This window comes from Kitasatospora sp. NPDC004614, from assembly GCF_042873675.1.
Lineage (GTDB): Bacteria > Actinomycetota > Actinomycetes > Streptomycetales > Streptomycetaceae > Kitasatospora.
This window is the reverse complement of sequence record NZ_JBIALR010000003.1, coordinates 395,716-411,412: the sequence shown is the minus strand read 5'-3', so window position 1 is coordinate 411,412 and position 15,697 is coordinate 395,716. Positions and strand designations below refer to the sequence as shown.

At 72.4% G+C, this 15,697-nt stretch carries 13 protein-coding genes and 3 tRNA genes; 8 read left to right on the top strand and 8 right to left on the bottom strand.

Features of this window, described 5'->3' with window-relative positions:
* Positions 1 to 66: 66 nt before the first annotated feature.
* Positions 67 to 1,506, bottom strand: coding sequence for an FGGY family carbohydrate kinase (locus ACFYST_RS11330; protein ID WP_387861461.1), 1,440 nt, complete (start codon positions 1,504 to 1,506; stop codon positions 67 to 69).
* Positions 1,507 to 1,647: 141 nt separating this feature from the next.
* Positions 1,648 to 1,941 (bottom strand): hypothetical protein, encoded by a 294-nt coding sequence (locus ACFYST_RS11325; RefSeq protein ID WP_387643185.1) that lies wholly within the window; start codon positions 1,939 to 1,941, stop codon positions 1,648 to 1,650.
* A gap of 299 nt (positions 1,942 to 2,240) precedes the next feature.
* On the opposite strand from ACFYST_RS11325, the gene ACFYST_RS11320 reads away from it, so the two are divergent.
* A tRNA-Asn gene (locus ACFYST_RS11320) sits at positions 2,241 to 2,313 on the top strand.
* 5 nt (positions 2,314 to 2,318) lie between these two features.
* A tRNA-Asn gene (locus ACFYST_RS11315) sits at positions 2,319 to 2,391 on the top strand.
* A gap of 124 nt (positions 2,392 to 2,515) precedes the next feature.
* Here ACFYST_RS11315 and ACFYST_RS11310 read toward each other — a convergent pair.
* Both ACFYST_RS11310 and ACFYST_RS11305 read right to left on the bottom strand, forming a co-directional pair.
* Positions 2,516 to 3,274: a trypsin-like serine peptidase gene (locus ACFYST_RS11310; RefSeq protein WP_387643186.1), complete on the bottom strand. Its 759-nt coding sequence runs from the start codon at positions 3,272 to 3,274 to the stop codon at positions 2,516 to 2,518.
* Positions 3,275 to 3,394: 120 nt separating this feature from the next.
* A complete protein-coding gene (locus ACFYST_RS11305) occupies positions 3,395 to 4,309 on the bottom strand; it encodes a trypsin-like serine peptidase (RefSeq protein WP_387861459.1) in 915 nt (304 codons plus the stop codon).
* A gap of 242 nt (positions 4,310 to 4,551) precedes the next feature.
* Here ACFYST_RS11305 and ACFYST_RS11300 point away from each other — a divergent pair.
* Positions 4,552 to 4,625: transfer RNA gene (locus ACFYST_RS11300), tRNA-Ile, on the top strand.
* A 460-nt stretch (positions 4,626 to 5,085) separates the two neighbouring features.
* Here ACFYST_RS11300 and ACFYST_RS11295 read toward each other — a convergent pair.
* Positions 5,086 to 7,362 (bottom strand): collagenase, encoded by a 2,277-nt coding sequence (locus ACFYST_RS11295; RefSeq protein WP_387643188.1) that lies wholly within the window; start codon positions 7,360 to 7,362, stop codon positions 5,086 to 5,088.
* Positions 7,363 to 7,829: 467 nt separating this feature from the next.
* Between ACFYST_RS11295 and ACFYST_RS11290 the strand changes: the two genes are divergently transcribed.
* Positions 7,830 to 8,456, top strand: coding sequence for an ankyrin repeat domain-containing protein (locus tag ACFYST_RS11290; protein WP_387861458.1), 627 nt, complete (start codon positions 7,830 to 7,832; stop codon positions 8,454 to 8,456).
* A gap of 41 nt (positions 8,457 to 8,497) precedes the next feature.
* On the opposite strand, the gene ACFYST_RS11285 is transcribed toward ACFYST_RS11290, so the two are convergent.
* Positions 8,498 to 9,967: a PLP-dependent aminotransferase family protein gene (locus ACFYST_RS11285; RefSeq protein ID WP_387861456.1), complete on the bottom strand. Its 1,470-nt coding sequence runs from the start codon at positions 9,965 to 9,967 to the stop codon at positions 8,498 to 8,500.
* Positions 9,968 to 10,013: 46 nt separating this feature from the next.
* Between ACFYST_RS11285 and ACFYST_RS11280 the strand changes: the two genes are divergently transcribed.
* Both ACFYST_RS11280 and ACFYST_RS11275 read left to right on the top strand, forming a co-directional pair.
* Positions 10,014 to 10,466: a carboxymuconolactone decarboxylase family protein gene (locus tag ACFYST_RS11280; RefSeq protein WP_387861455.1), complete on the top strand. Its 453-nt coding sequence runs from the start codon at positions 10,014 to 10,016 to the stop codon at positions 10,464 to 10,466.
* A gap of 87 nt (positions 10,467 to 10,553) precedes the next feature.
* Positions 10,554 to 11,465 carry a 1-aminocyclopropane-1-carboxylate deaminase/D-cysteine desulfhydrase gene (locus ACFYST_RS11275; protein ID WP_387861453.1) on the top strand — a complete coding sequence of 304 codons (912 nt, stop codon included), beginning with the start codon at positions 10,554 to 10,556 and terminating at the stop codon, positions 11,463 to 11,465.
* Positions 11,466 to 11,499: 34 nt separating this feature from the next.
* On the opposite strand, the gene ACFYST_RS11270 is transcribed toward ACFYST_RS11275, so the two are convergent.
* Together ACFYST_RS11270 and ACFYST_RS11265 are read right to left on the bottom strand one after the other, a co-directional pair.
* A complete protein-coding gene (locus ACFYST_RS11270) occupies positions 11,500 to 13,053 on the bottom strand; it encodes an LCP family protein (protein WP_387861452.1) in 1,554 nt (517 codons plus the stop codon).
* 221 nt (positions 13,054 to 13,274) lie between these two features.
* Positions 13,275 to 13,739 (bottom strand): MarR family winged helix-turn-helix transcriptional regulator, encoded by a 465-nt coding sequence (locus ACFYST_RS11265; protein ID WP_387643194.1) that lies wholly within the window; start codon positions 13,737 to 13,739, stop codon positions 13,275 to 13,277.
* 94 nt (positions 13,740 to 13,833) lie between these two features.
* Between ACFYST_RS11265 and ACFYST_RS11260 the strand changes: the two genes are divergently transcribed.
* Together ACFYST_RS11260 and ACFYST_RS11255 are read left to right on the top strand one after the other, a co-directional pair.
* Positions 13,834 to 14,853, top strand: a complete 1,020-nt coding sequence (locus ACFYST_RS11260; protein ID WP_387643195.1) for an NADP-dependent oxidoreductase — start codon at positions 13,834 to 13,836, stop codon at positions 14,851 to 14,853.
* Positions 14,854 to 15,144: 291 nt separating this feature from the next.
* Positions 15,145 to 15,639: a DUF3145 domain-containing protein gene (locus ACFYST_RS11255; protein WP_387643196.1), complete on the top strand. Its 495-nt coding sequence runs from the start codon at positions 15,145 to 15,147 to the stop codon at positions 15,637 to 15,639.
* Positions 15,640 to 15,697: the final 58 nt, after the last annotated feature.

Here is a 15,697-nt window from a genome sequence, read left to right as displayed (position 1 = left end):
GTTGCCACCCCGGACCGCCTGACGCATCTTCAGCGTCGTCTCGCTGGACAGGTTGCGGACGGCCCGTCAGGAGGTCGCGGCGGTCTCCGGGTGGAACTGCTCGCGCACCGCCGCGTACTGCTGGCGCACCGCGTTGCCGACCGCCAGGTCGTGCTCCTGGTCCGGGTTGAGCAGGGTGACGTCCGGCAGTTCCCAGTGCGGGGGCTCGGCCGTTCCGGCGAGCGCCCAGGCGGCCTGGCGGGCCGCGCCGCGAGCCGCGTGGTCGCCGCGCGGCGGCACCACCACGGGCAGCCCGAACACCAGGGGGGCTATCTGCTGGACGGCGGGCAGCCGGCCCGCCGTCCCCAGCAGGAACACCCGGTTCACCGCGACGCCGTGCCCGCGCAGCACGTCCAGCGCCTCCGCCAGGTTGCACAGCATGCCCTCGACGGCGGCCCGCGCCACGTGCTGCGGCGCCATCGACTCGGCCCGCAGCCCGGTCAGGGTGCCCGCCGCCTGCGGCAGCTTCGGGGTGCGCTCGCCGTCCAGGTAGGGCAGGAAGACCATCCCGTACGCGCCCGGCGAGGACTGCAGGGCCAGCTCCGACAGGCCCTCCAGGTCGGTGCCGAGCATCGCGGCGGTGGAGCGCAGCACCTGGGCGGCGTTCAGCGTCGCCACCATCGGCAGGTGTCGGCCGGTGGCGTCCGCGAACGAGGACACCAGGCCGGACGGGTCGACCACCGCCCGCTCGTGCACCGCGAAGATCGTGCCGTTGCCGCCCAGCGACACCACCGCGTCGCCCGGGACCAGCCCCAGGCCCAGCGAGGCCGCCATGTTCTCGCCGGTGCCGGCCGAGATCAGCAGCCCCTCGGGGGTGTGCCCGGCGGGCTCGGCCGGGCCGAGCACGTCCGGGACCTTCAGCTCGTGGCCGAACGCCAGCTTGATCAGGTCCTGCCGGTACTCGCCGGTGATCGGTGACCAGTAGCCGGTGCCGGAGGCGTCGCCGCGGTCCGTGGTGCGCCGCCGGGCGCCGCCCAGCAGTTGGGAGACCAGCCAGTCGTGCGGCAGCAGCACCTCGGCGATCCGCTGCGCCGACACCGGCTCGAACTCGGCCAGCCAGCGCAGCTTGGCGATGGTGTACGTGGGGCCCGGCACCGCGCCGATCGCCTCCACCCAGGGCTGCGCACCGCCGAGCGCGTCCAGCAGCGCGGCCGCCGAGCCCGCCGAGCGGGGGTCGTTCCACAGCAGCGCGGGCCGCACCAGGACGCCGCCGGCGTCCAGGCCGATCAGCCCGTGCTGCTGGGCGGACACCCCGATCGCCCGGACGCCCTCCAGCAGGCCCCCGGCGGCGGCGTCGCCGAGCGAGTGCAGCCAGTTCTGCGGGTCGACCTCGGTGGAGCGGGCGTCGTCGCCCTCGGGCAGCGGATGGGGGGCCCGGCCCTGCCGCAGCACGGCGCCGGTGTCGGCGTCGCACGCGACGATCCGGGTGCGAGTGGTGGAGCTGTCGATGCCCGCGACGATGGCCATGCCGAGATCATGCCGCAGTCGGCGGCCGGGGCGGGCACGACTGCCGCAAGTGTTGCCCAGTCGGTACCGGAACCAGCCCCGCCTCCGACCCTCCGTGCCTGGTCGGAGGCGGTCCGTGCGGACCGGGGACGTTCGGTGCGATCAGGGGCGGACGGTGCCCCAGCCGTCGTCCTCGCCCTGGTGCTTCGCGAAGTACGGGACGCGCTCGGTCAGCGAGTTCGGCAGCTTCTCGCCGACCTTGTCGGCCACCGCCCCCGCGGCCTTCCCGGCCACCGCGCCCGCCTGCTGCTTGGCCTTGCCGGCCGCGTCCTGCACCCGCGGGTTCTCCCGCAGCTGTCGGGCCGCACCGGCCAGCTGGTCGTACCGTTCCCGCCCGGCCCGGGTACCGAGGACGTACCCGATCCCGATGCCCACGATCAACGACACCTTCCACATGCCCTGGTTCCACCCTTCGTCGCCGCGCGATTGTCTGCCGCGTCTACCCGTCCGGCCGGGCCGTGAACCGCCCTGCCGGTGGCGGGTCCGGGCCAGCCGGAGCCACCGTGCACCAGCATCCCCGTCCGCACCGTACGGCGCGCGCGGGGCACGCCGGACCGGCCCGCGGCCGAGGTGGGGGAGGCCGCTGCCGAAAGCGATTGGCGGAACACCCCCCTGAGTGCGCTAATGTATGTCCCGCAGCGAGCACCGTGGGCCCGGAGAGATCCGGAGACCGGGGTGGTCGAAGCGAAGCACTATCCTCCATAGCTCAATTGGCAGAGCAGCCGACTGTTAATCGGCAGGTTATTGGTTCGAGTCCAATTGGAGGAGCGCGGTCCCCCATAGCTCAATTGGCAGAGCAGCCGACTGTTAATCGGCAGGTTATTGGTTCGAGTCCAATTGGGGGAGCTTCACCGGAAATTACGGTGATCAGTGCAGAGCGAAGGCCCTTCGGTGAAGCCGAGGGGCCTTCGTGTTTTCCGCACGCTCGGTACCCCCGGGGCCCGCGCCCCGGAGGCTTACGGCGGGGTGCTCAGCCGCCGGCCTGCCGGTAGAGGTCGGCGAGGCGGTCGCCGAAAGCGACGCTGTAGGAGACCTCCGGGCTGTTCCCGCCCTGCTGGTAACCCCCTATTACGCCGACCACCTGACCCTGCTCGGTCACCCAGGGGCTGCCGCTGGTGCCGTCGGTGAATCCGGCGCAGTCGAAGCGCTGCTGGGTATTGCTGCGCGAGGTGGTGAGGCCCTCGCAGGTGATCGGGGACACGGCGTTGTTGGGATAGCCGGTGACGGTGACGTCCAGCCCGAAGCCGAGCCCGGTGGCGAGCGTGAAGGCGCCCATCGCGTCCTCGATCTGCCGGCCGCGCACCGTGCCGACAGTGAGGAACGCCACGTCGTACCCCTCGTTCTCGTCCGGCCCCCAGCGCGGATCCACCAGCACCGCGTTGACCGGCCAACTCCCGTACGGGGCGCGCTGGTCGCGGTAGCCGGGGGCGAACACCAGACCGTCCAGCGGGACGCCGCGCGGGGCCGCGCAGTGGGCGGCGGTGATCAGCAGGTTGTGGCCCCGACTGTGCACCACGGCGGCCGTGCAGGCCCGCATGCCGTCGGTGTCGTCCACGAACAGCGGCCCGATCCGGTTGCCCAGCGGACCCGCGGGGGCGGGCCGGGCGGTGGGGCCGCTGTTGGTCGGCTCGGCGGAATCGCAACCGGTCGCGGCCGCCCCCAGCAGGAGCAGCAGCGCGCAGGCCGCGGCGGCCGGGCCGCTGCCGATTCGGGGAGAGGTGCGCGGCACCGTCACTCGCTTCCGCTCGACGGGCCCGCCCGGGGGTGCCGGGCGGAGGATGCAGCAAGATCTACCAGGGCCCGCACGGCAGCGGCAAACGCCTCGGCGTGGGGCCCGCCCGACTGGGTGTCAGGAAGCCTGGGACGCTTGCATGTAGAGCATCTGCACCCGGTCGCCGAAGTAACTGCTGTACGAGATGTCGGCGGTGTCGCCGCCCCGCTGGTAACCGCCGATCACGCCGACCACGGTGCCGGTGTGCGTGCTCGGATCCAGCTCGGTCACCCAGGGGCTGCCGCTGGTTCCGCCGGTGTAGTCCGGGCAGTCGATCCGCAGCTGGGTCGGGCTCTGCTGGACGGTGGTGTTGCTGCAGGTGATCGGCTCGTCGGAACTGCTGGGGTAGCCGGTCACCTTCACCGGCAGGGTGTAGCCGCGGTTGGTGCCGAGCCGGTTGGCGCCCAGCACCTGCTGCACCTGCCGCCCGTTCTGCGGCTGCACGGTGGCGAACGCCACGTCCAGGTCCTGATTGCCGCGGGTGCGCCAGCTCGGGTCGACGGTGACGGTGCCGAGCGGCCAGACACCCGACGGCGCGTCACCGGAGCGGTAGCCCGGTACGAATACCAGGTCCGTGCGGGAGGTGCCGATTCCGGGATCGACCAGGCAGTGCGCCGCCGTCACGATCAGGTTCCGGGCCGGGCTGCCGACCACGCTGGCGGTGCAGAAGTGGTCGCCGTCCGCGGCGTGCGTGAACACCGCGCCCACCCGGCTGTTCAACGGCGTCGGCAGGGCGGTGTGAGTCGTCCCGGCACGCCTGCCGAGCGCCGCCCGCAGCCGGTCCCGGTTCCAGCCGTGCTCGCCGATCTGCGAGGCGAGGGCGCCCGACGGCAGCGACGCCGGCGGCTGTGTGGCGCTCTCCCCTCCGGTGGGGCCGGACGGGCCGCAGGCCGCCGCCAGGACCGCCGTTGCCAGCAAGGCCGTCGCGCCCGCCGACCGCTTCATCCCGGCCACCCGCTCCCGCTCGCCACTCGCCGCCGATCCGATGATCAAGCGTCACCCGCGGTGCGGCGCGGTGCCACCGTCGCTCCAGAGCGGTTCGCCCGTCTGGGTGTCCGCCGGACGGCCGTGGCCGGGGCCACGAATGGGCGGCGCGGACGGGACGGGAACGGGCGGACCCGGATGCGCCCCCGGCGCGCACCAGGGGTGACCGACCGGCTATGCTGCCGGGGGCGTCCCTGAGGGGCCGTCCACTGCTGCCAGGGCCGCGCGTCGGCCCCGGCGGGTCGAGTCGGGGGGCGGTAGCTCAGCCGGTTAGAGCAGGGGACTCATAATCCCTTGGTCGTGGGTTCGAGTCCCACCCGCCCTACCTCGGCCGCTGACCGACCGTCAGCCGATGGAGCTCCCTGGCCAGGCGAAATGCCGGACTTGTCGAGCTCTGAGCGTAGATTAGCGTCCCCGGCAGCTCCTGCGCGCAGCGCCGCGAGCGCGCGCCGAGGAATTCCGGGGAACTCGGGCAGGATCCGAACCCCGGGCGGTGCTTCCGGGTGGCCCCGGCGACCTGGGCCGCATCGCTGTCCGCCCTTGCCGGGGCCCGTGGTTCCCCCTGGACGTCGAAACGGTCCGGTGGTTGGCCGCGGCCGGGAGATTCACCCCATCGGGAATTGCTGCGCGGTGACCGTTTGGGTACGCATGATTCGGTGCGGGTACTCCGGGGGCAGGGACCACGATCGCCGGGCGCGGAGGGCCGGGGAGTCCGGCGGCCGAGCCGGATGCGGCGCGAGGCCCGCGGTCCTGGGATCCGCGGGCCTCGGGTGTCACCGGGCGGGTCAGTACTGCGTGGTGACGGTGACTCCGGAGAAGGAGTTCTGGGCGTAGAGGCTGAAGTACACCCAGCCTGCGGGCGGGTTCGTGATGGTCAGGGTCTCACCGTTGCCGCTGTTGGTGGACTTGGCGGCGTAGGAGCCGGTGGTGGCCCAGCCGGCGGGGTTCCAGTAGAGGTCCGCGTTGCCGGTGCCGCCGGTGGTGGTGATGGTGAGCTGCTTCACGCCGGCCGGCAGGTTGAGGAAGCTGTAGCTGTAGTTGCCAGTGGTGGCCGCGACGTTGTCGCGGCGGCAGTTCTGCCCGTACGAGCGGGTGTCCTGGCTGGCGCAGAGCGGGGCGGCGGGCGGCCGGGTGCCGCAGTTGCCGGCGCCGCAGGCGGCCAGGTAGGTGGCGAAGTCGGCGTCGTACGAGGTGCCGATGCCGGTGATGACGGCGCGGGCGCCGGTGAAGTCGCCGCTACGGGTCTTGGCCAGGTAGGCGGCGACGTCCTGCGGGTGCGACTGCAGCATGTAGCGGACGGCCAGGTAGCCCCAGTTGTAGGTTCGGGTGGAGTCGGTGTTCTGGTAGGTGGTGTCGAACAGCGTGCTCAGCTTGTAGGTGCCCTTGGCGGCCTGCGCGATCGCGTCGTCGTAGCGCACGTCCCGGTAGGTGTAGGACATGTACTCGGCGAAGCCCTCGATCCACCAGATGTTGGGGACGGTCTGTCCGGCGTCGTAGTCGCCGTAGAAGTCGAAGCGGCCGTCGAGGTAGTGCGCGTACTCGTGGTTGAGGTTCCAGATCGAGAACGCCGGGCGCAGCCACTCCGCCTCGTGGGCGATGAAGCGGGCCTGGTTACCGGGCTCGTTGGGCTTGCCCTCCAGGTACATGCCGCCGTTGTCCACGTCGATGTCGAACATCGACCAGGCGTACAGGCGGTAGTCGTAGGAGGAGTCGTAGACCACGACCTCCAGCTGGGTGTTGAGGTCACCGGGGACGGGGCCGTTGTCCTTGACCACGCTGTGGAACAGGGCGTCCTCGTTGGCCAGGCTGGAGCAGGTGCTGTCCAGTTCGGCGGCGGTCAGCGCCTGGGCGCGGATGTGCAGGGTCGGGCTGCAGATTCGGTCGACGGTCAGGACCAGCGGGGCGAGCCGGGTCGGCAGGTCGCACAGCCCGTAGTAGGAGCAGTGGCCTTCGTCCTTCTTTTCGGTGAACCAGGCGAGGTTCATCGTGAGCGGGCCGGTGGCGCCGATCAGCGGGAAGGCGTTGACCAGATCCTTGACCAGCGGGCGGGCCTGGGCCTGCAGCACCGGCTGCTCCAGAAAGGAGCCGAGGTCGATGCCCAGGCCGGTGGCCAGGTCGCTGCCGTTGAGCATCGAGCTGTTGCGCTTGACGAAGGCGGAGATCGAGGCGGCTACGGACGGGTCGGCGGCCAGCGCGGCGTTGAAGGAGTCGGTGCCGAGGCCGTTCTCCAGCACCAGCTTGGTGTTGGAGACGGCGGTCCACATGCCGCCGGTCCAGGAGCTGGTGTAGCGGTCCAGCAGGTCCTTGACCACGCCGGTGTAGCGGGCGTTCTCCTGAGCGGAGTCGATCAGGATGACCGCCTCGGAGAGGATCTGGCCGTTGGCCTCGGTGACGTCCTTGGCGTGCGGGGCGGCGTAGAACGCGTCCAGCGCGCCGCGGATCGAGGTCTGCAGTGCGGTGCCGTACGGGCCGACCGCGTCGGCGTGGTTCCACTGGACGTAGTAGCCGGCCCGCAGGAAGGCGATCAGCTGGGCGGCGGACGCCGAGTCGGTGCCGTCGTAGCTCGCCGAGGCGGTGCGCAGGGCGTCGGCGACGGCGACCATCTGCGGCTCGCGGAAGGTGTTCTTCGCGTCGGTGCCGGTGATCGAATAGAGCTTGCCCAGGCAGTCCAGGCCGGCCGACTTGACCGTGTTGACCAGGGTGGTGCCGCCGGTGGAGCCGAACAACGAGGTGTCGCAGCCGGTGGCGTCGGCGGCGAGCGCGCCGAGCTTCTTGACCGACTCGACGGCGGGGGCCCGGGTGGCCTGTCGCGGTGCGGACTTGGCGCCGGTCCCGACCTGACCCGGGGTGGGGCGGGCGTCCTTCGGCTCGTCGGCCGACTTCGGGACGGGGTGTGAGGCGGGGGTGGTGGCCGTGTCGGCGGGGGTGGCGCCGGTGGCGGGCTGGGTGGGGGCGGCGAAGGCGCGGCCCTGTGGGGCGAACAGCCCGACGGTGAGGACCAGCGCGAAAGCGAGTGCGAACAGCCGGCCCAACTGGGCGGCAGATATCCGGATATGACGCACGGTGGGGGACTCCGAGCGGTAGTGGCCGGGCCGAGGGGGGCACCAACCATCTGACGTGTGACATGTAAAATGGCACAGAATTCCGACGGGCGGAAGAGGGAGATCGCCATGGTGATCGAATCTCCACGTTCGCGGCCCTGCCAGGTTTCCTCGGCCGCCCCGCCTGTGTCGACTTCTCAACGCCCGGCCCGTGCCAGCCTCTTGTAGCGGATCGTCAGCATCGCCGACTCTGCATCGGGTGCCGGAGCCGGCCCCTGCGGACGTCGTGCATCGACTGATCGGATGACGTCGGTATCAGCCGGAAGGCTCGCGGGGACTGGCCGGTTCGACGACGAATCGAGCCCGGGGGTGGGGCAAATATGGAGGTGAGAGGTTCGTCGGAGGCAGCCGACGGGCCCACCGTTCGGCCCGGCCCGGCCCGACCTCGCCCGTGCCGTACCTGTCGTCCCTTCAGGAGGAGGACCGTGATGACGACCGCAATCGACCAGCGTCTGCTCGGTGCCGCGCACACCGGCGACCTCGCCGCTGTCAGGGCCGCGCTGGCCGCAGGCGCGAACTTGGAGGCGCGCGATCCGCAGGGGCGGACGGCGCTGCTGGCGGCCGCGCTCGCCGACCAGGTGGCCGTCGCCGAGTTCCTGGTCGCGGCGGGAGCGGATCCGGATGCGCAGGACCACCGGGAGGACAGTCCATGGCTGGTCACCGGCGTCACCGGCAGCGTCGCCATGATGCGGGCGCTGCTGGTCGCCGGGCCGGATTTCGGGCTGACCAACCGGTTCGGCGGGGTGAGCCTGATACCCGCGGCCGAGCGTGGCCATGTCGCGTACGTACAGGCGGTGTTGGAGGAGACCGACCTCGATGTCGACCACGTCAACCGACTGGGCTGGACGGCCCTGCTGGAGGCCGTGATCCTCGGCGACGGGGGTGGCCCGCACACCGAGATCGTCCGCCTGCTGCTCGCCGCCGGCGCTGACCCACAGCTCGCCGACGCCGACGGCACAACGGCGCTCCAGCACGCCGAGCGCCGCGGTTTCAACGGCATGGCCGCCCTGCTGCGCGCAGCCGCATCCGATTCGTCGAAGGGAGACACCTCATGACCGTCCGTCGATGGCACACCGCGCCGTTTTTGGTCCGCCGGTCACCCGCGGGGGAGAGCGGCGAAGGCCTGGCAGAGGGCATCCAGGGCAGCGGGGAAGGCGTGGTCGGGCGGGGTGCCGTAGCCGATCACCAGGCCGTCGCGGGGTGGCATGGTGCTGTCGGGGTGGCGGTAGGGGCGCAGCCCCTCCAGGGCCAGGCCCAGTCGGCGGGCGGTGCCGAGGGCCAACGGCTCGGTGTGCTCGGGGAGTTCGAGCACGGCGTGCAGCCCGGCGGCGATGCCGCTGACCCGGATGTCCGGGGCGCGGTCGGCCAGGGTGCGGACCAGCAGGTCGCGTCGGCGGCGGTAGCGGCGGCGCATCCGGCGCAGGTGGCGGTCGTAGGCGCCGCGGGCGAGGAAGTCGGCCAGGGTGAGCTGGTCGATCACCCCGGTGGTCAGTTCGCGGGTGCCCTTGGCGGCGAGCACCGGCTCGACCAGGTCGCCGGGCAGCACCATCCAGCCGAGCCGCAGCGCGGGGGAGAGGCTCTTGCTGGTGGAGCCGAGGTAGACCACGCGGTCGGGGTCGAGCCCCTGGACGGCGCCGATCGGCTGGCGGTCGTAGCGGAACTCGCCGTCGTAGTCGTCCTCCAGGAGCAGTCCGCCGTGCGCGCGGGCCCAGTCGACCGCCAGGGCCCGGCGTTCGGCGTGCAGTGGGCCGCCGGTGGGGAACTGGTGGGCGGGCGTGAGCAGGGCGGCCCGCGCGCCGGTGGTGGCCAGTTCGGCGGTGCGGGCCCCGGCCCCATCGACGCCGATCGGGACGGTCCGGCGGCCCGCCTCCGCCAGCAGCCCGCGGTGGAAGGCCAGACCGTACGCCTCGACCGCGACGGGCCCGTCCAGGATTCCGCCCAGCAGGCGCAGGGCGTGGGCGAAGCCGGCGCAGACCACGATCCGGTCCGGCTCGGTGCGGACGCCCCGGGAGCGGGCCAGGTACTCGGCCAGCGCGGTCCGCAACTCGGGGCGACCGCCCGGGTCGCCGACGCCGAAGGCGTCGTTGGGCGCGGCGGAGACGGCCCGCCGGGCGGAGGCCAGCCAGTCGGCGCGCGGAAACGCGGAGGCGTCGGGCGAGGACGGCATCAGGTCGTGGACCACCGGGCGGGGAGCCGTCCGGCGGGCGGGGGCGTCCCGGCCGGTGGGCAGCGGTGCGGCCCGGTGGGCGACCCGGGTGCCGGAGCCCTGGCGGGCCGACAGTCGCCCCTCAGCGACGAGTTCGGCGTACGCGTCCGCCACCGTGTTGCGAGCGATGCCCAGATCGTGGGCGAGGCTGCGGTACGGGGGCAGCCGGGTGCCGGGGGCGAGCCGTCCGGAGTCGACGGCCTCGCGCAGCGCCTGCATCAGCTGGGCGCGTCGGCTGCCGCGGCCGGAGAGCTCCAGGAACAGGTCGGTGCCGAGCGGTCCGGCCGGCACGGCGGACGGGGGATCGAAAGGCGCGCCGGCCGAGGAGGCGGCCGGGGAATTGACCCATGTTTCTGCCACGGAAATGCACCCTATCCAGGGTCGATCGGCGCCCTACGGTTGAGTCATGACAACGTTTCAGGTGCCGCAGCGCATGAACTTCTCCGCCGTCGCCCCCAAGGTCTTCAAGGCCGTCCTGGCGCTCGACGCGGCCGCCCGCGAGGGGCTGGACCCCGAGCTGCTGGAGCTGGTGCAGATCCGGGTCGCGCAGGTCAACAAGTGCGCGTACTGCATCGGTTACCACGCTGTGGACGCCCGGAAGGCCGGGGAGAGCGAGGAACGGATCTACCAGCTGACGGCGTGGGAGGAGTCCAGCCTGTTCACCGAGAAGGAGCGCGCGGCGCTGGCCCTCGCGGAGGCGGTCACGCTGCTGCCCTCCGGTGTGTCGGACGAGGTGTACGAGGAGGCGGCGAAGCACTTCGAGGAGCGCGAACTGGCGCAGCTGATCGCCCTGGTGTTCACGGCCAACGCGTGGAACCGGATGAACGTCTCCACCCGCAAGACGCCCGGCACGCTCTGACGGGACGCCCAAGAGGGCGGGGCGGGGGCCGACGGACGGTCGCCAGCTCCCGAGGCCCGGCCCGCGGCCCCCGGTTAGGGTGAGTGGATGCTCGTGCCCGCTGACCTGCCCACGCCGTTGACGGTGGTCGACGACCCGGAGCTCGCCGCCGCGGGGGTCGAGCTGCGGCTGAAGCGGGACGACCTGGCGCATCCGACGGTGCCCGGCAACAAGTGGCGCAAGCTCGCGCCGAACCTGGAGCGGGCTGTCGCGGACGGCTGCGGGGCGCTGCTCACCTACGGCGGAGCGTACTCCACGCATGTGCGGGCGGTGGCCGCGGCGGCGCGGGCGCTCGGGCTGGAGAGCGTCGGGGTGATCCGCGGGGCCGAGCTGGCGGGAATGCCGCGGAACTGGTCGCTGGCCCGGGCCGAACGGGACGGCATGGTGCTGGAGTTCGTCGAGCGTTCCGTCTACCGCGAGATCGCCTCCGGGCGGCAGGAGCGGCGGGCGGGGCACTTCGTCCTGCCCGAGGGCGGGTCGAACGCGGCGGCTGTGCGCGGGGCCGCGGTGGTCGCCGCGGAACTGGCCGACCAACTGCCGGACTTGGGCGCGCGGGACGTGGTCTGCTGCGCGGTCGGTACGGGTGGAACGCTGGCCGGGATCGCCGCCGGTCTGCCGCCGGACGCGCAGGCGCTCGGCGTGGCGGTGCTGCGCGGCGAGGGCTACCTGGAGCGCGAGGTTGCGGCGCTGCAACTGGCCGCGTACGGCCGGGAGTTCGACAACTGGCGGCTGGAGCACGGCTGGCACGGCGGCGGGTACGGGCGGGTGCCGCAGGAATTGGAACGCTTCGCCGCCGGGTTCGAGCACCGGCACGGGGTGCCCGTGGAGCGCCGGTACGTGGCGAAGGCGCTGTCCGCGGTCTACGGCCTGGCCCGGGCGGGCGAGTTGGCGGGCCGGCGGGTCACCCTCGTGGTGACCGGCCTTCCGGACCCGGACCCGGCCGCGCCCCAGGAGGCGTAGGCGCCGCCGGGCCCGGGGGCCCGGCGGCCGGGGATCAGCCGAAGCTGAGGTCGGCGCAGAGGTCGCTGTCGGCGGGCCGGGTGTTGTCCGTGATGCCGTTCGGGATGGTGGACGGGATGGTGCCGGCGGAGGCCCCGGCGTCGGGGATGCCGGGGGCGTCGGCGCCGGCCCGGTCCTGGCCGACGGTCAGGGTGATGCCATCGCTGCCGGAGGCGGCGCGGAGTTCCGCACCGGGGTAGAGCCGGGCCAGGCGTTCGGCGGCGGGGCGCTGGTCGGGCGCGTACTCGATCAGCGTGGTGTTCCGGGCGGGCGTGTTCTCGGCGATGGTGACGCTGCGGTACCCGTTGCCGCGCAGCGCGGTCGCGGTGCGTCCGGCCAGGCCGGGCGACTTGGCGGCGTTGTGGACCGTGATCGGCACGTCCAGGTTCGCGCTGTCGGGGCTGCCGGTGGCGGACGGGCTGGCCGAGGCCGAGGGGTCGGCCGACGCGGAGGCGCCTGCGGAGGCGCCTGCCGAGGCGCCGGCGGACGGGCTCGCGGTGTCGCCGGTGAGGCGGCCGTCCAGGGTGCGGTCCTGGCGGAGCAGGTCCCACAGGATGCTGGCGTCCGGCTGCACGATGGCGACCCGGGCACCCTGGAAGCGCCAGGGCAGGGTGACGAACTGGATGTCGGCGAGCTTGATGTTCTGCAGCGACTGGGCGAACTCGGCGAGCTTGTACGGCGATCCGAGGTCGGGGTCGACGGTGAGCGACTTGGTGGCGGCGTCGGCCAGCGGCAGCAGGGTGGTCAGGTCGAAGCCCTCGCCCTGCACCTTCTTGATCAGCGAGGACATGAACGCCTGCTGACGGCGCATCCGGCCGATGTCGGAGCTGTCGCCGAGGCCGTGCCGGGCGCGGACGTAGTCGACGGCCTGCTGCCCGGCGACGGTCTGCCGGCCCTTGGCCAGCTGGATGCCGTAGGAGTTGACGTCGTTGGGCACGCACACGTCCACGCCGCCGACGGCCTCGGTGATGGAGGCGAAGCCCTTGAAGTCGACGACCAGGGTGTGGTCCACCCGCAGGCCGGTCAGCTCCTCCACGGTGTTCTGCGTGCAGGCGGGGTTGCCGTCCTTGAACTCGCCGATGGTGAAAGCCGAGTTGAACATCTGGCTGGCCCGGGCGGTGGTCCACCGGCCGTCCGCGAGCCGGCACGGCGGGATAGTGACCAGGGTGTCCCGGGGGATCGACACGCCGACGGCGTGTTTGTGATCGGCGTAGACGTGCAGCAGGATCGCGGTGTCGGAGTGCCCGACTCCCACGTCACCGCCGCCGAGGTCGCCGTTGCCGTCGCTCCGGGTGTCGGAGCCGAGCAGCAGGATGTTGACGGGGTGTCCACCGGTGGGCGCGGGAGGCCCGGCCGGCGGGCGGGTGGAGGCGATGCCTTCCGGGGCGAAGGTCGTGATGTTGTGGTCGAGCCGCTGGTAGTACCAGGCGCCGAGTCCCGCGGCGACGACCACCATGACGGCGGCGGTCGCCCCGAGACCCTGGGCTATTCGGCGGCCTCTGCGGCGTCGTGGCGAGGCCGCGGCAGTGCTCTGGGTGGCGTCGGTCATCGATCCGGGATCTCTCTGCGCGCAACGGGAACTGGTGCCCGAGGGCAGGCACTTGCCGCCTCCGCGACACTGCGGACGGCGGGGCGTTCGTCACCACTTAGACGGCGCGGTGACGGGAATGGTTACACGCGAACCATCATTTCGGAGAGATTTTTCGACCCTCGAACCGGGGTACCCCCGAACCGTCCGACGCGGAGTCCGGGGGGCGGTCCGGCGGAGGGTCAGTCGCGGGCCGAGGAGTCGAGCATCCGCCGCAGCAGGTCCCGCAGTTGGGCCCGCTCGGGGGCGTCCAGCGCGGCCAGCGGCTCGCGGGCGAAGTTCAGCGATTCGCGCAGTTCGGAGGAGGCGGTGAGCCCCGAGTCGGTGGCGACGACCAGCTTGACCCGGCGGTCCTGCGGGTCGGACTCGCGGGTGACGAAGCCGCGGCCCTCCAGCCGGTCGACGATGCCGGTGACGTTGGACGGCTCGCAGGAGAGGGTCTGTGCGATGTGCCGCATCGGCATCGGCCCGCGCCGCAGCAGCGCCAGCACTTTGGCCTGCGCGCCGGTCAGCGAGCGGGCGGCGGCGGCCTCCTCGTACTCGCGGTGGAAGAGTCCGACCAGGCGCGCCATGAGGTCGACGACCTCCACGGTGATCGGGTCGGCGGTCGGAATCGGTGCCTGCTCCATGACCTGCTCCTTCTCCATGGCGCCGAGTCTAGCTGAACAGTTGACAACATGAACCTTTCATCCACAGGATTACTTGAGCCGCTGAATGTTTCAGGTTGATAAGGAGCGTGTGATGGCACAGCAGGACCTTCCCGCCACCGGCCGCGAATGGCACCTGGCCGCCCGCCCGCAGGGCTGGCCGGTTCCCGGCGACTTCGCCCTGGTCGAGGCCCCCGTCCGGCAGCCCGGCCCGGGCGAGATCACCGTGCGCAACGCCTACCTGTCCGTCGACCCGTACATGCGCGGGCGGATGAACGACGTGAAGTCCTACGTCCCGCCGTACGCGCTGGGCGCGCCGATGGACGGCGGTGCGGTGGGCCACGTGGTCGCCAGCAACGCCGAGGGCTTCCAGGTCGGCGACGCCGTGCTGCACGGGCTCGGCTGGCGCGAGTACGCCACCGTGGACGCGGCGCGCACCGTCAAGGTCGACCCCGAACTCGCCCCGCTCTCCGCCTATCTGGGCGTGCTCGGGATGCCCGGCCTCACCGCGTACGCGGGGCTGCTGGAGGTCGCCTCGTTCCGCTCCGGCGACACCGTGTTCGTCTCCGGCGCGGCCGGCGCGGTCGGTTCGCTGGTCGGCCAGATCGCCCGGCTCAAGGGCGCGAAGCGGGTCATCGGCTCGGCCGGCTCCGCCGAGAAGGTCGCCACCCTGGTCGACGACTACGGCTTCGACGCCGCCTTCAACTACAAGGACGGCCCGGTCGCCGAGCTGCTCGGCCGGGCTGCCCCCGACGGCATCGACGTCTACTTCGACAACGTCGGCGGCGAGCACCTGGAGGCCGCGATCGGCGCCCTGCGGGTGCACGGCCGGGCCACCCTGTGCGGGGCGATCGCCCAGTACAACGACACCTCCGCCCCGGCGGGGCCGCGCAACCTGGCGCTGGCCGTCGGAAAGCGCCTTCGCCTGCAGGGCATGCTGGTCAGCGACCACAGTGCGCTGCGCGGCCAGTTCCTCGAGGAGGTCGGCGGCTGGCTGCGGGACGGCTCGCTGCGCTACGACGAGACCGTGGTCGAGGGCGTGGAGAACGCCGTGGAGGCCTTCCTCGGCATGCTGCACGGCGCCAACATCGGGAAGATGGTCGTACAGGTCTGAACGGCGCAATAGCTGATGATGTGACAGCTTTTGCTGCGTCAACCCGCCCCCGCCGGATGCGCGATCCGGTGGGGGCGCGCGTTTAGGTCCGTTCGGGGGAGGTGGGCGCTGTGGGGGTAGACCTCCCGGGGGAACCGACTAGCATGGAGGGAAAGCTTGTCCGTTTTGCTCGATTTGATGACCTAATGTCGAATAAGTTGAGCGTCACGGGGTAGCCACTGGTCCGTACCGACCGGCGACGGCGCGAGGCAGCTGGGGAAGGCGACCCTCGTCCACAGCCAGGAGGTCCCGGTGACGACACGTGGTGTGCTCTACATCCACTCCGCGCCACGCGCGCTGTGCCCGCACGTCGAGTGGGCGGTGGCGGGCGCCCTCGGGGTGCGGGTCAACCTCGACTGGATCCGGCAGCCCGCCGCGCCCGGCCACTGGCGGTCCGAACTCTCCTGGCAGGGAGAGCCCGGCACCGCCTCCAGGCTCGCCTCCGCGCTGCGCGGCTGGCAGATGATGCGCTACGAGGTGACCGGCGAGCCCTGCGCCACGGCCGAGGGCGAGCGGTACTCCTCCACGCCCAGCCTCGGCATCTTCCACGCCGTCACCGGCATCCACGGCGACATCCTGATCCCCGAGGACCGGCTGCGGGCCGTGCTGCTGCGCTCCCGCAGCGAGGGCAGCGACCTGGAGACGGAGATCGGCCGGCTGCTCGGAAAGCCGTGGGACGACGAGCTGGAGCCGTTCCGGTACGCGGGTGAGGGTGCGCCGGTGAGGTGGCTGCACCAGGTGGTGTGACCCGTAGCGGCGCGGAGACGGGACCGGCCCGGCACTCGATCGGAGTGCCGGGCCGGTC

Bases quoted from the DNA above. Each gene is read 5' to 3' on its own strand.
- ACFYST_RS11330 (WP_387861461.1), bottom strand. From the start codon at position 1,506: ATGGCCATCGTCGCGGGCATCGACAGCTCCACCACTCGCACCCGGATC.
- ACFYST_RS11325 (WP_387643185.1), bottom strand. From the start codon at position 1,941: ATGTGGAAGGTGTCGTTGATCGTGGGCATCGGGATCGGGTACGTCCTC.
- ACFYST_RS11290 (WP_387861458.1), top strand. From the start codon at position 7,830: ATGACGACCGCAATCGACCAGCGTCTGCTCGGTGCCGCGCACACCGGC.
- ACFYST_RS11280 (WP_387861455.1), top strand. From the start codon at position 10,014: ATGACAACGTTTCAGGTGCCGCAGCGCATGAACTTCTCCGCCGTCGCC.
- ACFYST_RS11275 (WP_387861453.1), top strand. From the start codon at position 10,554: ATGCTCGTGCCCGCTGACCTGCCCACGCCGTTGACGGTGGTCGACGAC.
- ACFYST_RS11270 (WP_387861452.1), bottom strand. From the start codon at position 13,053: ATGACCGACGCCACCCAGAGCACTGCCGCGGCCTCGCCACGACGCCGC.
- ACFYST_RS11265 (WP_387643194.1), bottom strand. From the start codon at position 13,739: ATGGAGAAGGAGCAGGTCATGGAGCAGGCACCGATTCCGACCGCCGAC.
- ACFYST_RS11260 (WP_387643195.1), top strand. From the start codon at position 13,834: ATGGCACAGCAGGACCTTCCCGCCACCGGCCGCGAATGGCACCTGGCC.